This window comes from Sphingomonas leidyi (assembly GCF_011761945.1).
GTDB lineage: Bacteria > Pseudomonadota > Alphaproteobacteria > Sphingomonadales > Sphingomonadaceae > Sphingomonas > Sphingomonas leidyi.
Genome location: NZ_JAASQV010000001.1, coordinates 1,929,583 through 1,951,803, shown reverse-complemented (window position 1 = coordinate 1,951,803; position 22,221 = coordinate 1,929,583). Strand labels below are relative to the sequence as shown.

Here is a 22,221-nt window from a genome sequence, read left to right as displayed (position 1 = left end):
GAAAGGGAGAGGGGCAATGGCCTTTTGTCGCACTGTCGGGGGCGCATCCGATTCGGGTACGTTCCGCAAAGTTCTGCTGACCACCACCAGCCTCGTGATCGCCGCGGTCGCGCCGCTTGGGATCGCGCATGCACAGGAAGCGCGGTCCGATGCGACCGCAGCCCAGGAGGGTGAGGGCGAGGCCATCCTCGTGACGGGGTACCGCGCGTCGATCCAGCAGGCCTTGCGCCAGAAGCGCGACGCGAATGCCATCGTCGAAGTGATCACGGCCGAGGATATCGGCAAGTTTCCCGACAAGAACGTCGCCGACGCGCTGCAACGCGTGCCCGGCGTGGTCATCACCCGCGATGGCGGGGAGGGCAAGACGGTGAGCGTTCGCGGCCTGCAGGCCGGCCTCACGCTGACCCAGCTGAACGGCAACTATATCGCGTCCTCGGAGACCAACGACGAGGCCACGCGCTCGTTCAACTATGTGCTCCTGCCGTCGAACATGCTGTCCAGCGCCGAGCTGTACAAGACGCCGGAGGCGCGGATCGACGAAGGCGGCATCGGCGGCACCGTGATCCTGAAGACCCGGCGTCCGCTCGACCTGCCGGCCTGGTCGGGTTTCGTGACGGCCGAGGGCACCTATTCCGATACGAGCGCGAAGGTCGACCCGCAGCTTTCGGGCATGATCTCGTGGCGCAACGAGGCAGAGACCGTCGGTTTCCTCGTTGGCACCACCTGGCAGCGGCGCACCAACCGCAGCATGGAGGTCAGCACCGAAAGCTGGAACTGGTATTCCGACAACAACGCGCGGAGCGCCGTGGACGTCAACGGCAAGGCACTCGATCCGCAGCCGTCGAAATGGTGGGGCGGCTCGGGCTTCAACGACCAGAATGGCAAGCATTATTCGGATTTCTTCCTGCCGACTTCGGTCAATTTCGCGGTGCGTGACGAGCAGCGCGAGCGGCTGGGCATCCAGGCGACCGCGCAGCTGAAGCCCTTTCACAACCTCACCATGACCGCCAATTACTTCCGCTTCGACCTGAAGGGGGACTATGCGCTCAACATGCTCAAGATTCCGGAATGGAATCTCGCCCGCGTCTCGTGGGACGGAAATTACGGGGGCGGCAGGCTGCTCAACGGGCTAACGCTCGATCCCAGCGGCACCATCGCGACCGGCGCGGAATATCGGAAGCTCGCGGGCCGGACCTATTATTGCAACGAGGCCGAAGCCGCGGCCGGCGGAAAGCCCTCGGGCGGATGGGGGCCCGACGACTGCACGATCCCCACGCCGCAGCTCTCGGGCGGCTATAGCCGCGAGAAGGCGCTGTCGCAGACGGTCGACTTCTCGGTCGATTGGGAGAGCGGTCCGTGGCGCGCTACCCTGGTGGGCGGCCGGACCTGGTCCGAGGGCGGCCCGTCGTTGAACTTCCGCATGTCCGCCAAGCCCCGTCGCTTCGTCAACGGCGCATGGCAGATGGGCAACGGCCTCAGCGCCTGGAATCTGACCGGCACGCCGTCGGCTACCTTCTCGCCGGACCTCCAGGACAATCTGCGCGCCGGCATTGCCGAGATCGATCTTGGGTCGACCGATTCCTCCTGGAAGGAAACGTCGATTTCGCAAAACTATGTCCAGGCGGACTTTACCAGGCTGTTCGAGAGCCCGTGGCTGCAGTCGATCCAGGCCGGCGTCAAGTATCGCGACGGCAAGGTGCACCGCAATACCGGCAACACCTTGTGGTACTGCCCGGGCACGACCACGCGCTACCAGAATGGTTGTGACGCCCAGGCATCGGTGGCGCGTCCGGAATATTTCTATGCCAAGGCGCTCGGCCATATCGAGGGCGGCTTCAACGCCAACGTCTTCCCGGGAATCGATTTCCCGGCCTATCTCGCGCAGCTGAAGGCGCGTTACGGCGACGCGGTTCGCTACGAGGAGCCCGACTTCATCTACAATGTCGGCGAGAAGATCCTCTCCGGCTACACCCAGCTCAACTTCAAGGCGGACCGCATCCGCGGCAATATCGGCCTGCGCGTCGCCCGGACCAAGCAGCATGCCGCGTCGACCGACGCGATCGAGCGTTTCCTCGACTATTTCGTGGACGGCCCGGGCGGCACCCCGCAGCCGTGCACGACCGAGCCGGGCTGCGAGAGCGGCTTCCTCAAGAATGAGGTGAAGGAGAAGACTTTCGAGCTCAACACGCTGGACAAGACCTATACCGACTTCCTGCCCAGCCTGAACTATGCCGTCGACCTGACCGACAGGCTGGTGTTGCGCGGCGCCGTTTCGAAGGTGATCTCGCGGACCGGCTACACGGATATCGCCTTTCCGGGCGCCCTCAACTTCGTCTCCCAGGAATATAGTTCCGATCGCAGCGCGGCGGGCGGAAGCACTGATCCGGGCTGGAGCGGATCCGGCAGCAACAAGGACCTGAAGCCGTTCGAGGCATGGCAATATGACGTCGGGCTGGAATGGTATTTCCACCCCGGCTCGGTCGTGGGCGTCGGCCTGTTCCGGAAGGACGTGAAGAACTTCATCGTGCCGGTGACTCGCGACCAGCAGCTGACGATCGGCGGCAATACCGTGACCGTCCGCAACTTCTCGACTTCGGCCAATGGCCGCAACGGCGTTTCGAAGGGTATCGAGCTCTATGCCCAGCACACGCTGGACTTCGGCCTCGGCTTCCAGGCGAACTTCACCTACAACGATACCAACATGGCGGCCGTCATCCTGGACGGGAAGGAAATCGCCAGGTCGCCGCTCGTCGGCAGCGCGAAGACCCAGCTCAATGCCACCGTCTTCTACGAGAGCGACAAGTTCCTGGCGCGCGCCTCGTACAACCGCCGCGGCGAGCTGGTGGGCGGCCTGCACAACGGCCTCAGCATCTATTCCGAGCCCTATCAGCAGGTCGATCTGAACGTGGCCTACAACATCACCAAGCAACTGGTGTTGAGCGCGTCGGTGCTGAACCTGACCAAGGAGGAACAGCGTGCGCACCTGGGCAAGGACACCAAGGCCCGGCTGTGGACCAACAATTATTCGGGCCGTATCGTCTATGGCGGCGTGACCTATAAGTTCTAGGCCGGTCATCCAGTCTCCTCGCGTCCGGCGGGCGCGAGGAGGCCCCCGACGACAGAAGCGCGGCTCAACCGGTGGAGGGCCCGGATGCCGCCGCGGCCCGATGGGGCGGCATCATGGGCTGGACGATCGGCGATCATCTTTGAGGCATGGCCGTCGGTCGATGCCATGAGGGGGAACTTTGCAGCGATGAGCACCGATAACCGGATCAGGAACATCGTCGTCGTGGGGGGCGGCAGCGCCGGCTGGATGGCGGCGGCGGTGCTGGCCACGTATCTGGGGCGCGGAGCCTCCGTTCGCCTGATCGAATCGGAGGAAGTCGGCATCGTCGGAGTGGGCGAAGCCAGCGTTCCGCACATGAAGACGTTCAACACCGAGATGCTGGGCATCAAGGAAGCGGATTTCGTCGTCGAGACCCAGGCCACGTTCAAGCTCGGCATCCAGTTCAACGACTGGGGGCGGCTCGGCGACAGCTATGTCCATGGTTTCGGAAAGATCGGCCAGGGCATCGGGCCGTTGCCGTTCCATCAATTCTGGCTGAAGCAATATCTTGCCGGGCGCGCGGCAGAGATTGGCGCCTATTCGCTGCAGACGGTGGCGGCCCCGTTGAACCGGTTCATGCCCAGCCCGGCCAATGCGCCGGAGGGCTCGCCGCTCGCGGACATCGCCTATGCCTATCATTTCGACGCGAGCCTGTATGCGCGCTTCCTGCGGAACCTGTCCGAGCGCAGGGGCGTGCAGCGCACCGAGGGCAAGATCGTCGAAGTGATCCAGCGCGCCGGCGACGGTTTCGTGGAAGCGGTCGTGATGGAAAGCGGCGAGCGCATCGAGGGCGAGTTGTTCGTCGACTGCTCGGGCTTTCGCGGCCTGTTGATCGAGCAGGCGCTCGAGACCGGCTATGCGGACTGGACGCATTGGCTGCCCTGCGACCGGGCGATGGCCGTTCCGTGCGAGAATGTCGGCCCGCTCACGCCCTATACGCGCGCCACTGCGCTCGGGGCCGGCTGGCAATGGCGCATCCCGCTGCAGCATCGCTGCGGCAACGGCTATGTCTATTCCAGCCAGCACGTCAGCGACGATGAGGCCGCGGCGACGTTGCTCGCGAACCTTGACGGAAAGCCACTCGCGGATCCGCGCCCGCTGCGCTTCACCACCGGCATGCGCAGGAAGTTCTGGCACAAGAACGTCGTCGCGGCCGGCCTGGCCGCCGGTTTCCTGGAGCCGCTGGAATCGACCAGCATCTATCTGGCCCAGTCGACCATCCAGCGGCTGCTCGGCCTGTTCCCGAACAAGGATTTCGATCCGCTGCTCGCCGAGCGATTCAACCGGGAATCCGCGTTCGAATGGGAACGCGTGCGCGATTTCATCATCCTGCACTATCATGCGACCGAGCGCGCCGACACGCCGTTCTGGGACCATTGCCGCACCATGTCGGTCCCGGCGCCCCTGCAGGAAACCATGGCCCTGTTCCGCAGCGATGGCCGCTATTTTCGCAATGGGGAGGATTTCTTCGCATTGCCGAGCTGGGTGCAGGTGATGCTGGGCCAGCGCATCGTGCCGCACGGCTATCACCCGATCGTCGACGAGATGCCCGAGCACCAGCTGGCCGAGTATCTCGAACGGACGCGCGCGACCTTGGCGAACTGCGTCGGGGCCATGCCCTTGCACCAGGCATTCATCGACGAGCACTGCAAGGCGCCGCCGGAGCTGGCGCAGGCCGGCGCAGCGCCGCACATGGTCAAGGCATAGGGGAGCTGCGGTAATGGACATCACAAGGCGAGCGGTGCTCGCGGCCGGCGGCGGGATCGCGACTTCGGCGATGCTGGGCCCGATGGGTATCGCACGGGCGGCAGGATTTCCCGGCAAGCGCCCGCCCGTGGCGGAGCGGCGGTTCGTCAGCCAGGCGGTGGAGCGCGAGATCGCCCGCGTTTCCGGGATGATCGCCGACCCCGAACTCGCCTGGCTGTTCGGCAATTGCTATCCCAACACCCTCGACACGACCGTCGCGATGGGCACCGTGGAGAGCAAGCCCGACGCCTTCGTGATCACCGGCGACATTCCGTGCCTGTGGTTGCGCGATTCGGCGGCGCAGGTTCGCCCCTATCTTCACCTGGTGAAGCAGGACGCGGCGCTGCGCGAGCTGTTCCGCGGATTGATCGGCCGCCACGCGCGATCGGTCCTGATCGACCCCTATGCCAACGCCTTCATGCACAATCCCGACGAGAAGACCTCGCTGGTCTGGGCAAAGGAGGACGACACCGAGATGCGGCCGGGCGTCGCCGAGCGCAAATGGGAGATCGATTCGCTCTGCTATGTCGTGCGTCTCGCATATGGCTATTGGCGCGAGACGGGGGACAAGGCGCCGTTCGATGGCGCCTGGGCCGAAAGCGCCCGGGCGATCGTCCGCACCTTCCGCGAGCAGCAGCGCAAGGACGGGCCCGGCCCCTACAAGTTCCAGCGGACCAACAAGCAGCCGAGCGAGACGCTCCAGGCCGGCCTCGGCCTGCCGACGCGCAAGGTCGGACTGATCCATTCGGCTTTCCGCCCGTCGGACGATGCCTGCATCTTCCCGTTGTTCGTGCCTGCCAACCTGTTCGCGATGACTGCCCTGCGCGAGCTGGCGGCGGTGGCGAGCGAGGCGCGCGGCGACGCGGCATTGGCGCAGGACGCGGCGGCGCTGGCAGGCGAAGTCGAGCAGGCGCTTGCCCGATATGGAGCCATGACCTTGCCCGACGGGCGCGAAGTCTGGGCCTATGAAGTCGATGGCTATGGCAACGCATTGTTCATGGACGATGCCAATGTGCCTTCGCTGTCGGGCCTGGCCTGGCTCGGCTGCGTATCGGCGAAGGACCCGCGCTGGCAGCGCACCCGCGATGCGGCTTGGAGCGAGGCCAATCCGTGGTTCTTCCACGGCAAGGCCGGCGAAGGCATTGGCGGGCCGCACCAGGGCGAGGACTTCATCTGGCCGATGTCGCTCATCGTGCGTGCGCTGTCCTCCGGCGACGATGCGACCATCCTCGCGTGCCTGCGCACCTTGAAGGCCACGCATGCCGGCACCGGCTTCATGCACGAGGCGTTCCACAAGGACGACGCGTCGAAGTTCACGCGCGACTGGTTCGCCTGGGCCAACGGCCTGTTCGGCGAGTTGATCCTGCACCTGGCAAGGACCCGCCCCAAGCTCCTTTCCGTCCCCTTGATCGCGTGAGCGCGCCGATCCGCGAAATCGCTTGCGGAGGAAGAGGAAGGGGCGCCGGCGCGCGCTGAGCTTCGGTTGGTTACGTGGCTTGTCATGGAGCCGACCCGCGCCTGTTATATTCGTTCCGCATAGCCATTGGCCCATGGGTATCGCGGGAAATGGACGGGCAGGGCCGGCAAGCTGGCCCGTCTTCTACAGACTGGCCGGCACGGAATTATGGGAGCGCTTCTCGCTCCACGGCATGAAGGCGTTGCTGACGCTCTACCTGGTCCGGGAGGTGCTGGCCGATGGCGCCGGGCTGCCCTGGGGCATGGCGGGGCTGCGCGCGATGCTCGAGTCCGTGTGGGGCCCGCTTTCGCCCGTGGCGTTCGGGTCCAACATCTATGGGCTCTATGCGGCGCTGACCTATTTCGTGCTGCCCCTGGGCGGCCTGGTGGGGGATCGCCTCGTCGGCCGGCGGCCGGCGATCGTCGTCGGCGCGGTGCTCATCTCCTGCGGCCATCTCTTGCTGACCGACGCCTATCTGCTGCTGCCGGCGCTGCTGCTGCTCATCATCGGAACGGGCCTGCTCAAGGGCAATCTCGCCGCGCAGGTCGGCGAACTCTTCCCGGCATCGGATGGCCGGCGGGACAGGGCGTTCGCGCTCTATCTCGCGTTCCTCAACATCGGCGTGATGCTGGGGCCGCTCGTGTGCGGGCTGCTCGCGCAGGCGCTTGGCTGGGGCTATGCCTTCGGGGCCGCGGGGATCGCCATGCTCGCCGGCCTCGGCATCTATCTCACCATTCCGGCCACGCCGCGGCACGTGCGCACCCGCCCGGCGCCCGGCGAGGATCGCGTCTATCGCCCGGTGACGGCGATCGGGGCGATCCTCGTCGTCATCCTGGCCTTCTGCGCCTATGAGCAGGTGTCCAACATCTTCCTGCTATGGGTGGCGGATGCGATCCGCCCGACACTATGGGGGCTGTCCGTGCCGCCGGCCTGGTTCGCTTCGGCGGACGGCATCTTCACCGTGCTGATGGTCATCCTGACGATGCGCTGGCGATGGCTCGCATCGCTGCGGGACTGGGACCGGCTCGCAATGGGATGCGTGGCGATGATGCTCGGCTACGGCCTGCTCGCGCTGGTGGCGGGAGCAGGATCACGTTCGATGGCGGGGCCGCTGGCGGTGCTGCTGTTGCTCGATCTCGGCGTGGCGCTGGTCTGGCCCGCGGGGCTGGCGATCATCACCGGCGCAACGCCGCAGCGGCTCGCAGGCGTGATGGTCGGCATATTCTACCTGCACGGCTTCTTCGCCAATCTGGTGGTCGGATCGCTGGGCGCCCTGTACGAGCGGGTGCCGATAGCGACATTCTGGGCGATCCATGCCGGCATCGCCGGGAGTGCGGTGCTGGTGTCGCTGGCGCTGCGGGCATTCGACGGCGAGAGGCGCACGTTTAGAATGCCATGGCGCCTCAACACCGCGCCGTGACGGGATTGCAGCGCGAGAGGACCCCGCCCGGCAGCGCGGCACGATAGGCCAGCCGCTCCGGGTTCGTGGCCCCTTCGTACAAGTCGCTGCTGATCCATTGCGCGCCGGAAGCGATGGCGGCGTCGAGCCGCCGGCGATCGGCGGCGCGCGCTTCCTTCAGGCCCACATCCGCGCGGGTGCGGACGATGAACCCGGCGCGCACAAGCCGGCGAATACGCTCGCCCTCCGCAACCGGATCCTGGATATTGAACACCGCCGCCTCGTCCGCGTCGTCGGGATAGAAGCCGAACATCGCCCGGCCGCGCAGGGACGGGTGATCGGCGCGATAGGCGTCCTCATGCGCGGTGCTGCCGTCGAGAACGAACAGGAAGCGGCCGGCCGCCCGCGCCAGGCTCGGCCAGCGGTGCGCGATCGCCGCGGCGCGCAGGGTCGGAAGCGTGTGTCGGACATCGTCGGGCGTGACGAGCCGCTCGCGCCCGATCTCCGCCAGGATGTCGGCATCGAGTGCGGCCAGGTTGCCGGCATCGAAGCGCGCCCCGCCGGCATCCCCCGTATTGACCAGGACCATGACCGGGCCGTGGCCCGGATGCTGGTCCGACCAGTGCCGCAGGGTCGCCAGGCACAGGCGCAGCGTGAGGCAGTGCGTCTCGGTATCGAAGCCGGCGATGTGCAGCACCTTCGCGCCCGGCGCTGCCATGATCCGGCGGGTTGCCGCATCGGCATTGCCATAGGGTGCGGCATAGGCGCTCCCGTCGGGATCGGGCGCCACGTCCAGTTCGAGCTGTCGCAAGCCAAGGGCAAGCTGGGCCTCGAGCGGGGGATGGCCATAGGCAAGGCCCGCCCACTCCGCCGGGCCGGCACCGGCGAGGCGTGCGCGCAGCTGCGGCGAAGGATAGGGGCGATAGCTGTTGTGCGAACCGATGAGCTGCACCTGATCGAGCCGCAGGTCCTGGCGTGGCGGCACCGCGGTGCCGGAGGCGGCGGCGATCGCCAGCAATGCGAGGGTGCGGATCATGCCCGCTCTCCCGTCGTCGGTTCGCTGATGCCCGGAGCGCCGGTTTCCCAATGTCCCGCGAGCCCGTGGACGGTGCCGTTGCCGGTTTCGACGCGTATGTCGTACCAGCGATGCGCGTCGACGGGGGACAGCTTCACCGTGGCTTCTTCTCCTGGAGAGAGGCGGAGCCGGCCGACGCTGGGGGCGGCATGGCGCGAAACGATCCGCAGCTCCACGGGCGCCGTATCGCGGTTGGCGATATGGACATGGGTTGCCGCGCCGACCCGCTCGGCATGGCTGATGAGGCGCGTGCCCGTCATGATCGATCTATGGAAACCATTCGGACCGGTCACCGTCAGCGTGCGCGGTGCGGCGGCGTCGACGGGCCAGCTGTCGTCGAGCGACCGGCCCGCGCCTACGGTATAGTGGCGGGGCCCGTTGTCGTCGGCGGAACCGGTGACGCAGAATATGGCCGCGCGCGTGCCGCGGTTGCGGAAGACCAGGCGCAGGCGGCCGGCTTCCCAGCGCTGCTCCAGGTCGAGATCATAGGGCAGGGCGCGGGCCGGACGGGTGCCCGGTTCCTGGCCGGCGGGCGGAGGCGCTTCGGCGACGGCCGGTTTCGCCTGGCGGCAGGCAGCGTCGCTGCCGGCGACATACCCGTCCACTGCCGGCAGCGCCGCGAACCAGGACATGTCCCGGCGCGCGGCGGACGACAGGTCGAAGTCGAACATCGACAGAAGGTCGCCGCACACGGCGCGCCGCCAGGGGCTGATATTGGGCTCCGGCACGCCGAAACGGCGCTCCAGGAAGCGCAGGACGGAGGTGTGATCGGCCAGTTCGGAGTTCACCCAGCCGCCCCGCGTCCATGGCGAGGCGATCAGCATCGGCACGCGCGGCCCGAGACCGACCGGCTGGCCGCGATATTCCTCGCCGTCCAGCGCAACCGTGCTCGCCCCCATGCCCGGCAGCGTAGCGGGAAGAGGCGGGCTCATATGGTCGAAGAAACCGTCATTCTCGTCATAGTTGAGGATGAAGACGGTCTTGGCCCAGACGTTCGGATTGGCGGCGAGGGCGGCGATCAGCCGGGCACTGAGCGCCTGGCCATAAGCGGGCGGTGCGTCGGGATGCTCGCACATGTGGAAGGGGGCGACGATCCAGGACACTTGCGGCAGGCGGTCCGCCATCACGTCGGCGGCGAAGGCGCGGACCAGATGCTCCCCGCGCGACGTGCCGGCATTCGCGCGGGTGGAACCGTCGACCCAGGCACGCGCCGCCGCATATTCGGCGCTATCCCTCGCGATCCCGCGATACCGGGCGAACAGCGCCAGGGGATTGTCGCCGTAATTGTCATATTCCTGATAGAGCTTCCACCGCACCCCCGCGGCCGAGAGACGTGCGGCATAGGGCGTCCAGTCCAGCGCATGCGCCTTGATATCGTCGCGGCCCATATCGGCGGTCTCGTTCGGATCGACGCCGTCATTGGAGACGATGAACGCGCCATCGCGCCCGACGGTAAGGCCGCTGGTGCCCGTCCAGTGATAGAGGCGGTTGGGGCCGGTCGGCCCGTGGACCGAGCAGTGATAGGCGTCCGCGATGGTGAACTGATCGGCGAGCGCGTAATAATAGGGCAGGTCGGCGCGGGTCATATAGCCCATCGCGAACGGGCCCTTCTCCGGCATCCACACGTCCCAGTCCTTCCACCGGGCATGGCTTCCCTTCCAGCTGTGGTCGAGGCCCTGCATGCAGCCGGCGGCGGTGGCGCGGGTGTCGAGATGGAAGGGGCGGATGATCGCGCCGCCATCCTTGTCGTCCTGCCGCTGCTCCCAGACCGTCCGGCCCGAGGGCAGTATGGCCGGGCGCGGATCGGCGAATCCGCGCACGCCCCGCAGCGTGCCGAAATAATGGTCGAAGGAGCGGTTCTCCTGCATCAGGATTACGACATGCTCGACATCCGCGAGCGTGCCGCGCGCGCGGGCGGGCTTGGCAAGCGTCGCGGGCGCGGCGGCGAGGGCGCCGGCGCTGGCCACGAAGGTGCGGCGGTCGATATGGGAGCTCTTCATGACCGTCGATTGCCCGATCTTGATTACATCCTCGCGTAATCCGATCGATTGTTGACCATTTGTCCGTGTGCGCTAGCTTGCGGCGCTCCGGCACTCGGCCTCCCAACCATGGAATGATGATGACCAAGCGTTTTCGCCGGCAGCAAAGGTTGCTGGAACTGCTGGCTGCCGGCGATGTGTGGAGCGTGCCGGCGCTCTCCAAGGCGCTCGACGTGTCGGACGAAACGATCCGGCGGGAGATCCGCGCGCTGGAACCGGGCGGCCAGGTGATGCGTGCGCACGGCACGGTTCGGCTGGCGCGCGTCGAGACCGAGGGATCGTTCGCGGTGCGGCTCCAGCGCAATGCCGATGCGAAGCGCCGTATCGGCTGCGCCGTCGCGCCGCTCGTCGCGGATGGGCAGACGATCTACATCGATGCGAGTACGACCGGCCATTATGTCGCCCAGGCCCTGCGCGACCATCGCGACCTCACGGTCGTCACCAATGCCGTGGGCGTGGCGACCGAGCTTGGCGGGCGCAACGGCAACCGGGTCCTGCTGGCCGGTGGCGAGATGGACTATGACTATCGCGCCTGTTTCGATCAGACGGCGACCGACTTCCTGTCGCTGTCCACGCCTTCGCTCGCCATCATCTCGGTCGAGGCCGTGAACCTCGATCACGGCTTCACCTCCTATCATGCCGGGGAGGCGCGGGTCTGCCGGCTGATGGTGTCGCGGGCGCGAAGCGTGCTGATCGCCGTCGATGCCTCGAAATTCGGGCGATATGGCACGCTGAGCGTCGCGGACTTCCAGTCGGTCGACCTTGTGGTTGCCGACTGCCCGCCGCCCGATGGCTATGATGCGGTATTGACGCGGACGGAATGGGTGACGGCCTGAGCGGCGTGCTCATTCGGCAAGACGGCTGCGCAATATCCTGTCGAAGCGGCCGGCCGGGCAGAGGCGTGCGCATCCCCCCATCTTCAGCGCGCCGATCGACGCGGCCGAGCCGCCGCGGCGCAGCACCTCCGGCGACTGGGTGCGATAGGAAAGGCGGACATATCGACGCCCCGATTCCCGATCGCGCAACTGCTCGATCAGAATCGCCGCGCCGGGTGGTACGTCGTCCATCGCATAGCCCGGTGCGGACAGGCTGGTTCGCAGGACGGCCGCCAGCGCGGTGACGTTGGTGTCGTGGCCCATCAGCACTTCGATGCGCGGGCCTGCCGGGTCGGCGAGCGTCTCCAGCACATGCCGCCCGAGGATCGAGGCCTGATGCGAGGCCATATAGGGCGAGCGCGTGAAGACGTCGAACAGTGCCGCGTGCAACGCGCCGAGCCGGACGAGCGTGGCAGGATCGGCGCGCCCCCAGCCAATGTCCCGTCGGGGTAGCCCCTCGACATATTGCAGCAGCAGCACCTGCGCGATGCCGGAGGTGTCGCGAATCGGGCCCTGGAGTTCGATCCCATGGCCATCCGGCGCGGGGCGGACCTGCGCCGGCAATGCCGGCGTGCAGCCCGTGTTGCGTGGCGCGCATCCCAATACGCGGTCGAGCAATGCGATCGCGGCGGCATGCCGGCTCGCAAGCGCCGCCATCCCGCCGGTGAACCGCTCGATCGCGGCGACGGCTTCGTTCGCATCGAAGCGCGTGGCGCGGGCGCGCAGGGGCTCGAAGATGGGGTCGATCGCGCTCGCCCCCAGATGCTCCGGCGCGAGGCCGCAGCCCGGCGCAATGCCTCGCGCATAGGCCTCGCCGCTGGCGATCGTCCGGTCGGAGACGTTGGTCCGGATGCGGATCGTGCCGGCCGCGGCGCAGTTCCGGGGCAGGACGCGCTGGACGATGAGGCGCTGGCGATCGGCCGCGGCGATCGTCTCGAGCGCGCGTATGCCGTGCGGCGTGAGCCGGCTCTCCTCCACCGGCCATCGCGGCCAGGGCGCGGCGGTGCGCGTGCCGTCCGGCACTTCGCCCCCAAGCGGCGCCCGGATGCCATGGCGCATGACCATCACGACTCGCTCGACGGCAAGCCCCTTCGGCCGCGACGAGGCCGAAAGGGCGGGGCCGGGGAGCAGCATGGCACCGCCGGCGAAGAGGGCGAGGAGGGGGCGGGCCATGAGAATCATTCGCGAACCCATGCGGCCCCGAAGGGTCAATTTGATGACATTGCGATCGATGACGCGATGAAATCGATTTGATCCCCAAGGATATGGTCAAAAATTAATTGATACGGTCATTTTGTCATCAATGCGTAATTGGCCGCCCCTAGCCGGCCGGCGGCGGCGGGCAAGGTGCCGCTGCCGATCCAGTTTCTTTGGGGGTAAGCAATGATGACCATCTCGACGGCACATCTTCGCGCGCTGTATCTTCTGTCCGGCACGGCGATGGCGCTGCTCGCCACTGGCCCGGCCTGGGCAGCACCGGTCGGCCCGGAGACGATCAAGCCGGCCGACCCCGTCCCTGCACCGGATCAGGACCGGAGCGGGAACCAGGACAAGGACCGGATCGAGAAGCAGGACGACGACATCGTGGTCAACGGCCGCCGTCACGCCGTTCAGGACACGCAGAACGCGCAAATCCGCAGTTCTTCGTTCGTTTCGATCATCTCGGGCGAGGAATTGCGCGCGCAGCCGCAACAGAATCTGGCGGACCTGCTGACGCGCCTGCCGGGCGTCAATTCTTCCGTGGACCAGTCGCGCAATGCGGCGGCGACGGGCGAGGCGCAGTATCTGTCGATCCGCGGGCTCGATACTGCCTATAATGCCTATATGCTCGACGGCGTGCGCCTCGCGCAGACCGATGCGCGCACCCGCGCCATCTCGATGAACCTGCTGTCGCCCTTCTCCGTCGCCGAAGCGCGCGTGAACAAGGCGCCGACCGCGAATTTCGATGGCGACGCGATCGCGGGCGTGATCGACCTGCGCACCGCTTCGGCCTTCAACCTGCCGGCCGGCCATGTGCAGATCCGCGCGCAGGGCCAGGTCGCAGGCCGCGCCGCGGCACGCGGGCAGAATCCGTGGGGCGGCACGGCGCAGATCGAAACGGCGCAGCGTCTCGGCAATCTCGGCATCTATGCGTCGGTCTATTACGGCCTGAAGCACACGCTGGGTGAATCGACCGCGATGCAGCATGACTGGGAGAAGTACGACAACAAGATTCCCGGCATGATCCGCGACAATCTGGACAATATCTCTCCGCGCGGCGTGCAGTGGAACGTCTTCCGCAATCGGATCGAGCGGCTGGGCGGCACGCTGAACCTCGACTGGAAGGGAGAGGATCTCGATCTCTATTCGTACACCACCTATGGCCGCTACAAGCTCAAGAGCTGGATGGACCAGACGGCGCTGCGCCAGACCGATCTCGCGCCGGGCCAGATCAACCCCAATCCCGGCAATACGGGATCCTATGACGCGGCGGGATTCCGCGCCGATTATGGACTGACCGCCACCCATTATTTCCGTACCGAGCACTCCAACCAGGAGCTGTTCTCGACCAAGTTCGGCGGCCAGTCGCGTATCGGCGACCTCACGCTCGACTATCATGCCGCCTATTCGCGCGGCGAGCAGGACTATCCGCTGCGCATCCAGTCGGGCTTCGCCGGGAAGCCCTATATCGGCACCGCGGACAATAGCGGCCTAGCGATCACGCGGATGGTGACCAGCATCGGCGATCGCACCAGCCCGCAAGTGGTGCTGACCGACGCGGCGCGCGCGGCCCTGCTCAATCTCTCGACGCTGAAACAATGGTATGTGACGCAGCAGTTCGAGAATACTTGGGAGCGCCGCCTGGAAGGGCAGCTCGACGCGACCTGGAAGCTGGCCGATCAGGGGCTCGAATCGATCGCGGCCGGCGCCAAGGCGGAAGGGACCAAGCGCTATGCGAACAGCCTGGGCGACGACGGTGCGCTCCAATATTACTTCCCGCTCGCCAATGGCAGCAACGCCCCGCGCTACGACGCGCAAGGGCCGTCGGTGGCGGCTATTCCGGGCGAGATGCTGGGCGGCTTCATGCACAATTCCGCGCAGGTGCCGATCAAGCTGCTCGATACCAAATTCATCGAGGACCAGGTTCGCCGCCTGTCGACGCCGAAGCTCGCCGGCCTCAACCCGGTCAAGCTGAAGGAGAACCGGCTCGACGGCAAGGAGCAGCGCATCGGCGCCTATGCCATGGCAACGTTCCGTACCGGCGATCTGACGGTCATTCCCGGCGTGCGTTTCGAGCATAACCGCTTCGAGGGCACCTATTGGCAGAGCAACGAAAAGACGGGCAACGGCTTCGTCACCACGGCGCGCAGCTACAACCAGTGGTTGCCGAGCGTGATCGCCAGCTATCGCCCGAGCGATCGCGTCGTCTATCGCGCTTCGGTTCGCCGCAGCTATTCGCGCCCGGCCTTCGACCTGCTGCTCGGGCCGACGGAGGTTTCGCTCAGCGACGACGGCACATTGTCGGTGTTCATTCCCAATCCCAATCTCGACGCGCAGACGGCCTGGAACGTCGATGCGTCGGTCGAGCTGAAGGGAGAGGGCACCGACTTCTTCTCGATCAGCCCCTATTACAAGCGCATCAACCATGTGCTGTTCTCGACGGGTACCACCAATGCGGGCGGCGACCTCAACGTCTGGGGAACTAGCAGCCCGATCAAGGTGAACGGCGTGGAGACCTCGACGCTGGATACGAGCGGGAAGGGCGACGTCTATGGCATCGAGCTGGTCGGTCGGTACAGTTTCCGCGATCTGCCGGGACTGTTCGACGGGCTGGGCGTCGGCGGCAACATCACGCTCCAGCGGGCCCAGGCAAAGGTGTTCGTGAACGGCCAGTGGCGTGGCCAGCGCATGCCGCAGGCGCCGCGCCTCATGTACAATGTCGAGCTGTTCTACAATCACGGCGGATTCCAGGCGGCGCTCAACTATAACTACACGGGCGACAAGCTGTATGACCTGCGCTCCAGCCGGCCGGATACCTATATCCAGCCCGTGTCCAAGATGAACCTGATGCTCGGCTATACCTTGGGCAAGCATGTTGCGATCGGTGCGTCGATCGAGAACCTGCTGAACGCCCATACCTACTGGGCAACGACCAGCCAGCGGCCGGCCTATCTCTCCAACGATCGCAAGGGCGGCTATATCGAAACGGGCCGGGTCTATTCGCTGAACCTGAGCTATAGTTTCTAGGCACGATCGCGCATCGCAGGAGATGCAATGGACAATGGGCCGCCCGCGGGTGGCCCATTGTTTCGCCTCGCCATACCGCCCCAGCGAAGCCGCGGGTCAGACGGCGCTGCTGAATCGGGCGGCGCTGGCGGCGCGCCAGGGATCGAAGGCCGCGGCTACGGCGCGGGCATAGGGGAGGGCGCTCCTGTCGAGGAGCAGGCGTGTTCCCGCCCATGCGAGCAGCCCGCGCTCCTCGAAACATGCAAGGCGAGCGCGGGTGTCCGACAAGTCGCTCAGGCCCGTGCATTCCGCTTCACCGCGACAGAGCAGCGCTTCGATGATCGCGCTGCGGCGGCGGTCGCCCGGGCTGCGCCGGATGCCGCGCGCGGTGGCAAGCCGGCCCTTGGCAAGGCACAGGTGATAGCGGCCGGCACGCTTCTCGTTCTGCAGCAACGCACCCGGAAACGCACTGACCGCCGAAGCGCCCAGGCCGATCAGCACTTCGGACTGGTCCTCGGTGAATCCCTGGAAGTTGCGGCGCAGCGTTCCGCTGCGCGCGGCACGCGCGATCGCATCCTGCGGTACCGCGAAATGGTCGAAGCCGATCGGGTCATAGCCAGCGTCGCGCAGATGCCGATGTGCCTGCCGCGCCAAGGCGAAGCGCGCGGCGGGGCCGGGCAGGCGGGTCGCGTCGATCCGGCGCTGACGGGGCAACAGGTGCGGGACATGGGCGTAGCCGAACACGGCGAAACGTTCGGGCCGCATCGACAGCGCGATGTCGAGGGTCTCCTCCAGGTCGGCGGCGAACTGGCCGGGCAGGCCGTACATCAAGTCGAAGTTGATCGACTCGATACGGGCGGCGCGCAGGCGGCCCATGGCGCAGGCGATGGCCTCGACCGGCTGGACGCGGCCGATCGCGTGCTGGATGTGCGGCGCGAAGGTCTGCACGCCGAGGCTGGCGCGGGTCACGCGGTTGCGGGCGAGGCACTCGGCCCAGCCCCAGTCGAAGCCGCGCGGATCGAGTTCGACCGAGACGGTGGCATGCGTGCAGGCAAAGGCGTCGCGGATACGGTGCATCAGCGCGTCGAACTGGGCGGGGACCAAGGCGTTGGGGCTGCCGCCGCCCCAGGCGATACGCGTGACCCGGCCGCGCCCCGCGAGCCTGGCCGCGACAAGATCCACTTCCTCGCCAAGGCGTTGGACATAGGTTGCGACGCGCGCGGCGCGATTGGCGGCACCGGTGTTGCAGCCGCAATACCAGCAGATCTCATGGCAATAGGGGATATGGAGATAGAGTGAGACCGGCTCGTCTTCATGCACCCGGGCGAGTGCATGCTCCATGTCGGCCGGGCCGACATCGTCGCCGAACTCCGCCGCCGTGGGAAAGCTGGTGTAGCGCGGCACCGCGGTGGCGAGCAGGTCGGGATGATAGGTCCACATGGCGCCTTCCCTGCGCATGCCGGGGCCGGGAGCGCCTTGATCCGAGTCAAACCCTTGTTCGGCAAGGACTTGTCGCGATATCCTCGATCGCCACCACATTTCCGGCCAGCCCAATCGGCGCGCGGCGGTGCGAGACGAGGACCAGGCCGGTGTTGGAAGCCGCCAGCCAGGCGTCGAGCCGCGCAACCATCTCGGATTCCGTCGCGGGATCAAGCCCTTCGGTCGGCTCGTCGAGCAACAGCCAGGGGCGGCCGGCAAGCAGCGCGCGGGCGAGGGAAAGGCGCTTGCGCTCGCCGCCGGAGAGGGTTCCGCCCGCCTCGCCCAGGCGCGTATCGAGCCCTTCCGGAAAGCCCCCGATCCGATCCTCGAGCGCGACGACGCGCAGAACGGCCCATATCGACTCCCTGTCGACGCCGGGGCGGGCCAGGCGGAGATTGTCGGCGATCGTTCCGGCGATCAGCGCCGGATCCTGGGGCGCAAGCGCAAACTGGGCGCGGAGCATCGCGCCGGAACAGGCGGCGGGTGCCAGCCCCCCGACGGCCGCATCGACCGCGGCCCCGCGCAGCCCGGCCAGCGTTTCGAGCAGCACGGTCTTGCCCGAGCCCGAGCGGCCGGTGACCGCGACCCGTGCCCCCGGCGCGAGATCGAGCCCGCCCAGGCGAAGCGGCATCGCTTCGGTGGAAGCCGGTGCGGCAACGGGTTCGGGCAAGGCGAGGAGGGCGTCGAGCCGGCGCAGGCCCGCGGCTACCCCGGCCCGGCGGAAGGCGGTGCGCGCCAGGCCGGCCATCGCCTCGACTGCGCCGGCGGCCACCAGCAAGGCGAGGGCGACGCGCGGCGCGGGCGCGTCGGCGAGGCGCAGCACCAGCGCCACCGCCAGCGCGGCATAGCCGGCGAGCAGCGCCGCGATCACGCCCTCGCCGCGATGCAGGCGTGCCCGCGCGGCATCGAGATCGGCAGCGAAGCGGGACAGGTCGCCGGTCACGCGATCGGCAAGGCCATAGGCGGCGATTTCGGCCCGGGCGGCGGCATATTCGACATAGCGGGTGCGCAGCGCCCCGAGCGCTTCGGCCGCATCGTGCGCCGGCTGCCGGGTGAGGCGGCGTGCGGCGCGATCGAGCAGCGGCGGCAGCGCGGCGAGGAGCAGCAGCAGCGCCAGTGCCGCGGCCCAGCCCGCGAGCCCGGCCAGCAGCACGCCGGCGCCCGCCGCGACCCAGCTCGCCGAGCGGACGGGCTCGCGGACGATCAGTTCCTCCAGCGCATCGATATCGCCGATCAGCCGGGCGCTGGCATCGCCGCCGGCAAGGTCCGGACCGGTACGGCCGTCCTGCGCGGCGAGCCTGGCGAACAGGCCGGCGCGCAGGGCCGCCATCGCGCCCAGCGCAGCCTGGTGCGAGAAGAGCCGCTCGCCATAGCGGCCGGCGGTGCGCAGGATCGCGAGGCCGCGGATCGCGGCGCTGGGGATCAGATAGTTGAAGCCGAGCGCGGCCATCGGGCCCGCCGTGCCGGCCAGCGCCGCGGCGGTGAGGAACCAGCCCGAGACCGCGAGCAGCAGCACCCCCGCGAGCGCGGCGAGGATCGCGGCGATGCGCGCGCGGCGCAGCCAGCGGCGGCCGGCGGGATCGAGGGCGAGTGCGCTCACAGCGCCACCACCAGCCGCGCGGCGGCGGCCAGGGCGGGATCGTGCGTGGCCACCAGCACCGCGCGTTCCGCCGCGACTTCGCGCAGCAGCGCGACGATCGCCGCCGCGCTCGCGCGATCGAGATCGGCAGTGGGCTCGTCGCAGAGCAGCAGCGGCCGGCGCGAGAGCAGCGCGCGGGCCAGGCCGATCCGCCGCCGCTCGCCGCCCGACAGGCCCGAGCCGCGATGATCGAGCATCAGGCCCAGCCCGCCGCGCGCGGCGATCACGGCGTCCAGGCCGACCTGCCCGGCGACCCGCGCGATCTCCTCCGGCGTCGCATCGGAGCGGGCAAGCGCGATGTTCTCCGCCAGGGTGCCGGGAAGGAGCAACGGCGTCTGCGCGGCCCAGGCGATGTCCGCAGGGTCGAGTGCGTCGCCGCGCGCGGTGGTGACGGCGCCGCCCGCCGGCGCGACCTGGCCGGCGATGGCGGCGAGCAGGCTCGACTTGCCGCTGCCGGTGGGGCCGGTGAGCGCGACGAGGTCGGCCGAAGCGAGTTCGAAGCCGATCGGGCCGATGCGCAGGCCCGGCCAGGCGATGGCGAGCTGCACGACGCGCAGGCCGTCGAAGCGCGCCGCCGCGGGCGGGGCAGGCGCCGGCGCCTCGACATCCGCCAGCGCGGCCATGGCGGCGTTGCCCAGCTGCTTCTCGTGATAGGCGGCGGCCAGGCGGCGCATCGGCAGGTAGAATTCCGGGGCCATGGCCAGCGCGAAGAAGGCGTGGCCGAGCGAGAGCTTCTCGGGCGGCGGAAAGGGCAGCAGCCCGAGCAGCGCGAAGCCGCAATATACCGCGACCAGCGCCACCGAGAGCGCCGCGAAGAATTCCAGCACCGCGCCGGACAGGAAGGCGACGCGCAGTACCGCGACGGTGCGGTCCGCCGCTTCGCGGGTCGCGGCGGCCACCTGGCGGGCAATGCGGTCCTCCGCGCCGAAATGGCGGATGATGGGCAGGGCGCGGATGCGATCGACGAACAGGCCGGAGAGTCCCGCGAGCGCGGCGAGCTGGCGCTCCGCGGCGCGGCGCGCGGCGCTGCCGGCGAGGATCATGCCGAGCGCGAACGGGACGAGCGTGACCAGGAGGATCGTCGCCGACACCCAGCTCGCGCAGGCGACGATCGCGGCGACGAGCAGCGGTGCGGCGGCGGACGCGGCGCGGGCCGGGCGAAAGCGCGCTTCACAGGCCTCGATCGCTACCATGTGATCGATCGCCAGCGCGGCGCTCTCCCCGGCGAGCAGCGGACGGGGGAGCCGGCCGGCGAGCAGGCGCGGGAATATCCGCGCGCGCCAGCCCGCAACCACGCGCTGCGCCGCGCGGATGGCGACGGCATGGGCCAGCAGCGCCGCCCCCGCGCGGATCGCCCCGCCCGCCAGGATCAGCGCCACGGCGCCCCAGGACGGGCCTTCTCCCGCCGCCAGGCTGCTCACCGCGAGGGCGATGCCGGCCGCGAACAGCGCAGCGCCGGGTATGTCCAGGAGCCAGGTCATTTCGTTCCGGTTCTAACGCATGTTGCCATGGCAGCGTATTTGTCCATGATCAAAGCGCCTTCCGGATAGGGCCCTTAGTGACGAACGGAACGCGGCCAACCCGTTGGGCGCAGACTTTGGCGTAGGGGGATTCCTGCGATGATCAGCATGGCAGTCGTGGAGCTGTCTAGGCTCCAGTTCGCGCTGACGGCGCTCTATCACTTCCTGTTCGTGCCGCTGACGCTCGGCCTGTCCTTCATGCTGGTGATCATGGAGAGCGTGTACGTGATGACCAACCGCCCGATCTGGCGGGACGTCACGCGCTTCTGGGCCAAGCTGTTCGGCATCAATTTCGTGCTGGGCGTCGCCACCGGACTCACCATGGAATTCCAGTTCGGGACCAACTGGTCCTATTACTCGCATTATGTGGGCGACATCTTCGGCGCCCCGCTTGCGATCGAGGGCCTGATGGCCTTCTTCCTCGAGGCGACGTTCGTCGGGCTGATGTTCTTCGGCTGGGAGCGGATGTCGAAACAGGCGCATCTGTTCACCACTTTCATGGTGGCGCTGGGATCGAACCTGTCGGCGCTGTGGATCCTGGTCGCGAACGGCTGGATGCAGCATCCGACCGGCGCGACCTTCAACCCCGAGACGATGCGGATGGAAGTGACCGACTTCGCGGCGGTGCTCTTCAATCCCGTGGCCCAGGCCAAGTTCGTCCACACGGTGAGTGCCGGCTATGTGATGGCCAGCGTGTTCGTGCTGGGCGTCTCCGCCTTCTATCTGCTCAAGGGCCGGCACCTGGAACTGGCCAGGCGCAGCTTCACCGTGGCCGCGGCGTTCGGCCTGGCCTCGTCGCTGTCGGTGGTCGTGCTGGGCGACGAGAGCGGCTACGCGCTCACCGAGAACCAGCAGATGAAGCTCGCCGCGATCGAGGGCATGTGGCACACCGAGCCGGCGCCGGCGGGGCTCGCGATCTTCGGCATCCCCTCGAACAGCGGGCGCGAAACCCGATATGAAGTGAAGATCCCCTATGTGCTGGGCCTGATCTCCACCCGCAGCCTGACCGGCGAGGTCAATGGCATCTTCCCCCTGGTGGAGCGTGCCCGGGGACGGATCGTCAATGGCCTGGCGGCCTATGACGCGGTCGAGAAGCTCAAGGTGGACCGCAACGATCTGGCCGCGCGCGCAGCGTTCGAGCGGACCAAGGACGATCTCGGCCATGCGCTGCTGCTCAAGCGCTTCGTCGCGGATCCGCGCAAGGCGGACGCGGCGACGATCGAGCGGGCGGCATGGAGCACCGTGCCCAATGTGCCGGCGATCTTCTGGATGTTCCGGATCATGGCCGGGATCGGCTTCGGCATGATCGCCTTCTTCGCGGTCGCCTTCTTCTATTCGACGGTGCAGCGCTTCGACGCGCGCTGGTTCCTGCGGCTGGCGCTTGTCGTGATGCCGCTGCCCTGGATCGCGGCCGAGGTCGGCTGGGCCGTGGCCGAAGTGGGCCGCCAGCCCTGGGCGGTGGAAGGGGTGTTGCCGACCTTCCTCGCGCCGTCGAGCCTGACCGTGCCCGAGCTGTGGCTGACGATCGCCGGCTTCACGCTGCTCTATGGCGCGCTGGCGGTGATCGAGGTGCGGCTGATGCTCGCCGCGATCCGCAAGGGGCCGGAGCCGTATCGCGCCGCCGATGCGCCGGAGCCCGCACGCCCCGATTTCCACGCCGTTCCGGCCGAATGAGCCGGGC

The 22,221-nt window shown here is 67.9% G+C and carries 13 protein-coding genes; 7 read left to right on the top strand and 6 right to left on the bottom strand.

Going from position 1 to position 22,221, the window contains the following annotated elements; all coding sequences use genetic code 11:
* Positions 1-16 precede the first annotated feature (16 nt).
* The 4 genes from FHR20_RS09290 (at position 17) to FHR20_RS09275 (ending at position 7,728) form a co-directional block, all read left to right on the top strand.
* A complete protein-coding gene (locus FHR20_RS09290) occupies positions 17-3,067 on the top strand; it encodes a TonB-dependent receptor (protein WP_167299229.1) in 3,051 nt (1,016 codons plus the stop codon).
* Between the two features lie 186 nt (positions 3,068-3,253).
* The gene (locus tag FHR20_RS09285; protein WP_167299228.1) at positions 3,254-4,813 is read left to right on the top strand and encodes a tryptophan halogenase family protein; all 1,560 of its coding nucleotides are present in this window, start codon (positions 3,254-3,256) and stop codon (positions 4,811-4,813) included.
* 13 nt (positions 4,814-4,826) lie between these two features.
* The gene (locus FHR20_RS09280; protein WP_167299227.1) at positions 4,827-6,269 is read left to right on the top strand and encodes a glycoside hydrolase family 125 protein; all 1,443 of its coding nucleotides are present in this window, start codon (positions 4,827-4,829) and stop codon (positions 6,267-6,269) included.
* Positions 6,270-6,402: 133 nt separating this feature from the next.
* Positions 6,403-7,728: an MFS transporter gene (locus FHR20_RS09275; RefSeq protein WP_167299226.1), complete on the top strand. Its 1,326-nt coding sequence runs from the start codon at positions 6,403-6,405 to the stop codon at positions 7,726-7,728.
* Here FHR20_RS09275 and FHR20_RS09270 read toward each other — a convergent pair.
* Both FHR20_RS09270 and FHR20_RS09265 read right to left on the bottom strand, forming a co-directional pair.
* Entirely contained in the window at positions 7,712-8,743 is a 1,032-nt protein-coding gene (locus tag FHR20_RS09270; RefSeq protein WP_167299225.1) for a Ca2+-dependent phosphoinositide-specific phospholipase C, read from the bottom strand. The two genes, FHR20_RS09275 and FHR20_RS09270, sit on opposite strands and share 17 nt — an antisense overlap.
* Entirely contained in the window at positions 8,740-10,782 is a 2,043-nt protein-coding gene (locus FHR20_RS09265; protein WP_167299224.1) for a phosphocholine-specific phospholipase C, read from the bottom strand. The genes FHR20_RS09270 and FHR20_RS09265 overlap by 4 nt, the downstream gene beginning before the upstream one ends.
* A gap of 119 nt (positions 10,783-10,901) precedes the next feature.
* Here FHR20_RS09265 and FHR20_RS09260 point away from each other — a divergent pair, with 119 nt between their 5' ends.
* Positions 10,902-11,657: a DeoR/GlpR family DNA-binding transcription regulator gene (locus FHR20_RS09260; RefSeq protein ID WP_167299223.1), complete on the top strand. Its 756-nt coding sequence runs from the start codon at positions 10,902-10,904 to the stop codon at positions 11,655-11,657.
* Between the two features lie 9 nt (positions 11,658-11,666).
* Here FHR20_RS09260 and FHR20_RS09255 read toward each other — a convergent pair whose 3' ends face one another.
* On the bottom strand, positions 11,667-12,869 hold the full coding sequence (locus FHR20_RS09255) for a histidine-type phosphatase (protein WP_167299222.1): 1,203 nt from the start codon (positions 12,867-12,869) through the stop codon (positions 11,667-11,669).
* A gap of 210 nt (positions 12,870-13,079) precedes the next feature.
* On the opposite strand from FHR20_RS09255, the gene FHR20_RS09250 reads away from it, so the two are divergent.
* Positions 13,080-15,923 (top strand): TonB-dependent receptor, encoded by a 2,844-nt coding sequence (locus FHR20_RS09250; RefSeq protein WP_243857164.1) that lies wholly within the window; start codon positions 13,080-13,082, stop codon positions 15,921-15,923.
* 96 nt (positions 15,924-16,019) lie between these two features.
* On the opposite strand, the gene hemN is transcribed toward FHR20_RS09250, so the two are convergent.
* Genes hemN through FHR20_RS09235 form a run of 3 tightly spaced genes read right to left on the bottom strand, consistent with a single transcriptional unit; the run spans position 16,020 to position 20,501 of the window.
* Entirely contained in the window at positions 16,020-17,342 is a 1,323-nt protein-coding gene (gene hemN, locus FHR20_RS09245; RefSeq protein ID WP_167299221.1) for an oxygen-independent coproporphyrinogen III oxidase, read from the bottom strand.
* A gap of 46 nt (positions 17,343-17,388) precedes the next feature.
* Complete coding sequence (locus FHR20_RS09240; RefSeq protein WP_167299220.1) at positions 17,389-18,981, bottom strand: ATP-binding cassette domain-containing protein; 1,593 nt, start codon at positions 18,979-18,981, stop codon at positions 17,389-17,391.
* Positions 18,978-20,501 (bottom strand): ATP-binding cassette domain-containing protein, encoded by a 1,524-nt coding sequence (locus tag FHR20_RS09235; RefSeq protein ID WP_167299219.1) that lies wholly within the window; start codon positions 20,499-20,501, stop codon positions 18,978-18,980. Before FHR20_RS09235 ends, FHR20_RS09240 begins: the two co-directional genes overlap by 4 nt.
* Before the next feature lie 138 nt (positions 20,502-20,639).
* Here FHR20_RS09235 and FHR20_RS09230 point away from each other — a divergent pair, with 138 nt between their 5' ends.
* Positions 20,640-22,214 (top strand): cytochrome ubiquinol oxidase subunit I, encoded by a 1,575-nt coding sequence (locus tag FHR20_RS09230; RefSeq protein WP_167299218.1) that lies wholly within the window; start codon positions 20,640-20,642, stop codon positions 22,212-22,214.
* Positions 22,215-22,221 lie beyond the last annotated feature (7 nt).

What these genes read in the sequence shown, in the direction of transcription:
- FHR20_RS09265 (WP_167299224.1), bottom strand. Translation starts at nt 10,782, where the DNA reads ATGAAGAGCTCCCATATCGACCGCCGCACCTTCGTGGCCAGCGCCGGC.
- FHR20_RS09270 (WP_167299225.1), bottom strand. Translation starts at nt 8,743, where the DNA reads ATGATCCGCACCCTCGCATTGCTGGCGATCGCCGCCGCCTCCGGCACC.
- FHR20_RS09230 (WP_167299218.1), top strand. Translation starts at nt 20,640, where the DNA reads ATGATCAGCATGGCAGTCGTGGAGCTGTCTAGGCTCCAGTTCGCGCTG.
- FHR20_RS09255 (WP_167299222.1), bottom strand. Translation starts at nt 12,869, where the DNA reads ATGGCCCGCCCCCTCCTCGCCCTCTTCGCCGGCGGTGCCATGCTGCTC.
- FHR20_RS09275 (WP_167299226.1), top strand. Translation starts at nt 6,403, where the DNA reads ATGGGTATCGCGGGAAATGGACGGGCAGGGCCGGCAAGCTGGCCCGTC.
- hemN (WP_167299221.1), bottom strand. Translation starts at nt 17,342, where the DNA reads ATGTGGACCTATCATCCCGACCTGCTCGCCACCGCGGTGCCGCGCTAC.
- FHR20_RS09285 (WP_167299228.1), top strand. Translation starts at nt 3,254, where the DNA reads ATGAGCACCGATAACCGGATCAGGAACATCGTCGTCGTGGGGGGCGGC.
- FHR20_RS09250 (WP_243857164.1), top strand. Translation starts at nt 13,080, where the DNA reads ATGATGACCATCTCGACGGCACATCTTCGCGCGCTGTATCTTCTGTCC.
- FHR20_RS09235 (WP_167299219.1), bottom strand. Translation starts at nt 20,501, where the DNA reads ATGACCTGGCTCCTGGACATACCCGGCGCTGCGCTGTTCGCGGCCGGC.
- FHR20_RS09260 (WP_167299223.1), top strand. Translation starts at nt 10,902, where the DNA reads ATGACCAAGCGTTTTCGCCGGCAGCAAAGGTTGCTGGAACTGCTGGCT.
- FHR20_RS09290 (WP_167299229.1), top strand. Translation starts at nt 17, where the DNA reads ATGGCCTTTTGTCGCACTGTCGGGGGCGCATCCGATTCGGGTACGTTC.
- FHR20_RS09280 (WP_167299227.1), top strand. Translation starts at nt 4,827, where the DNA reads ATGGACATCACAAGGCGAGCGGTGCTCGCGGCCGGCGGCGGGATCGCG.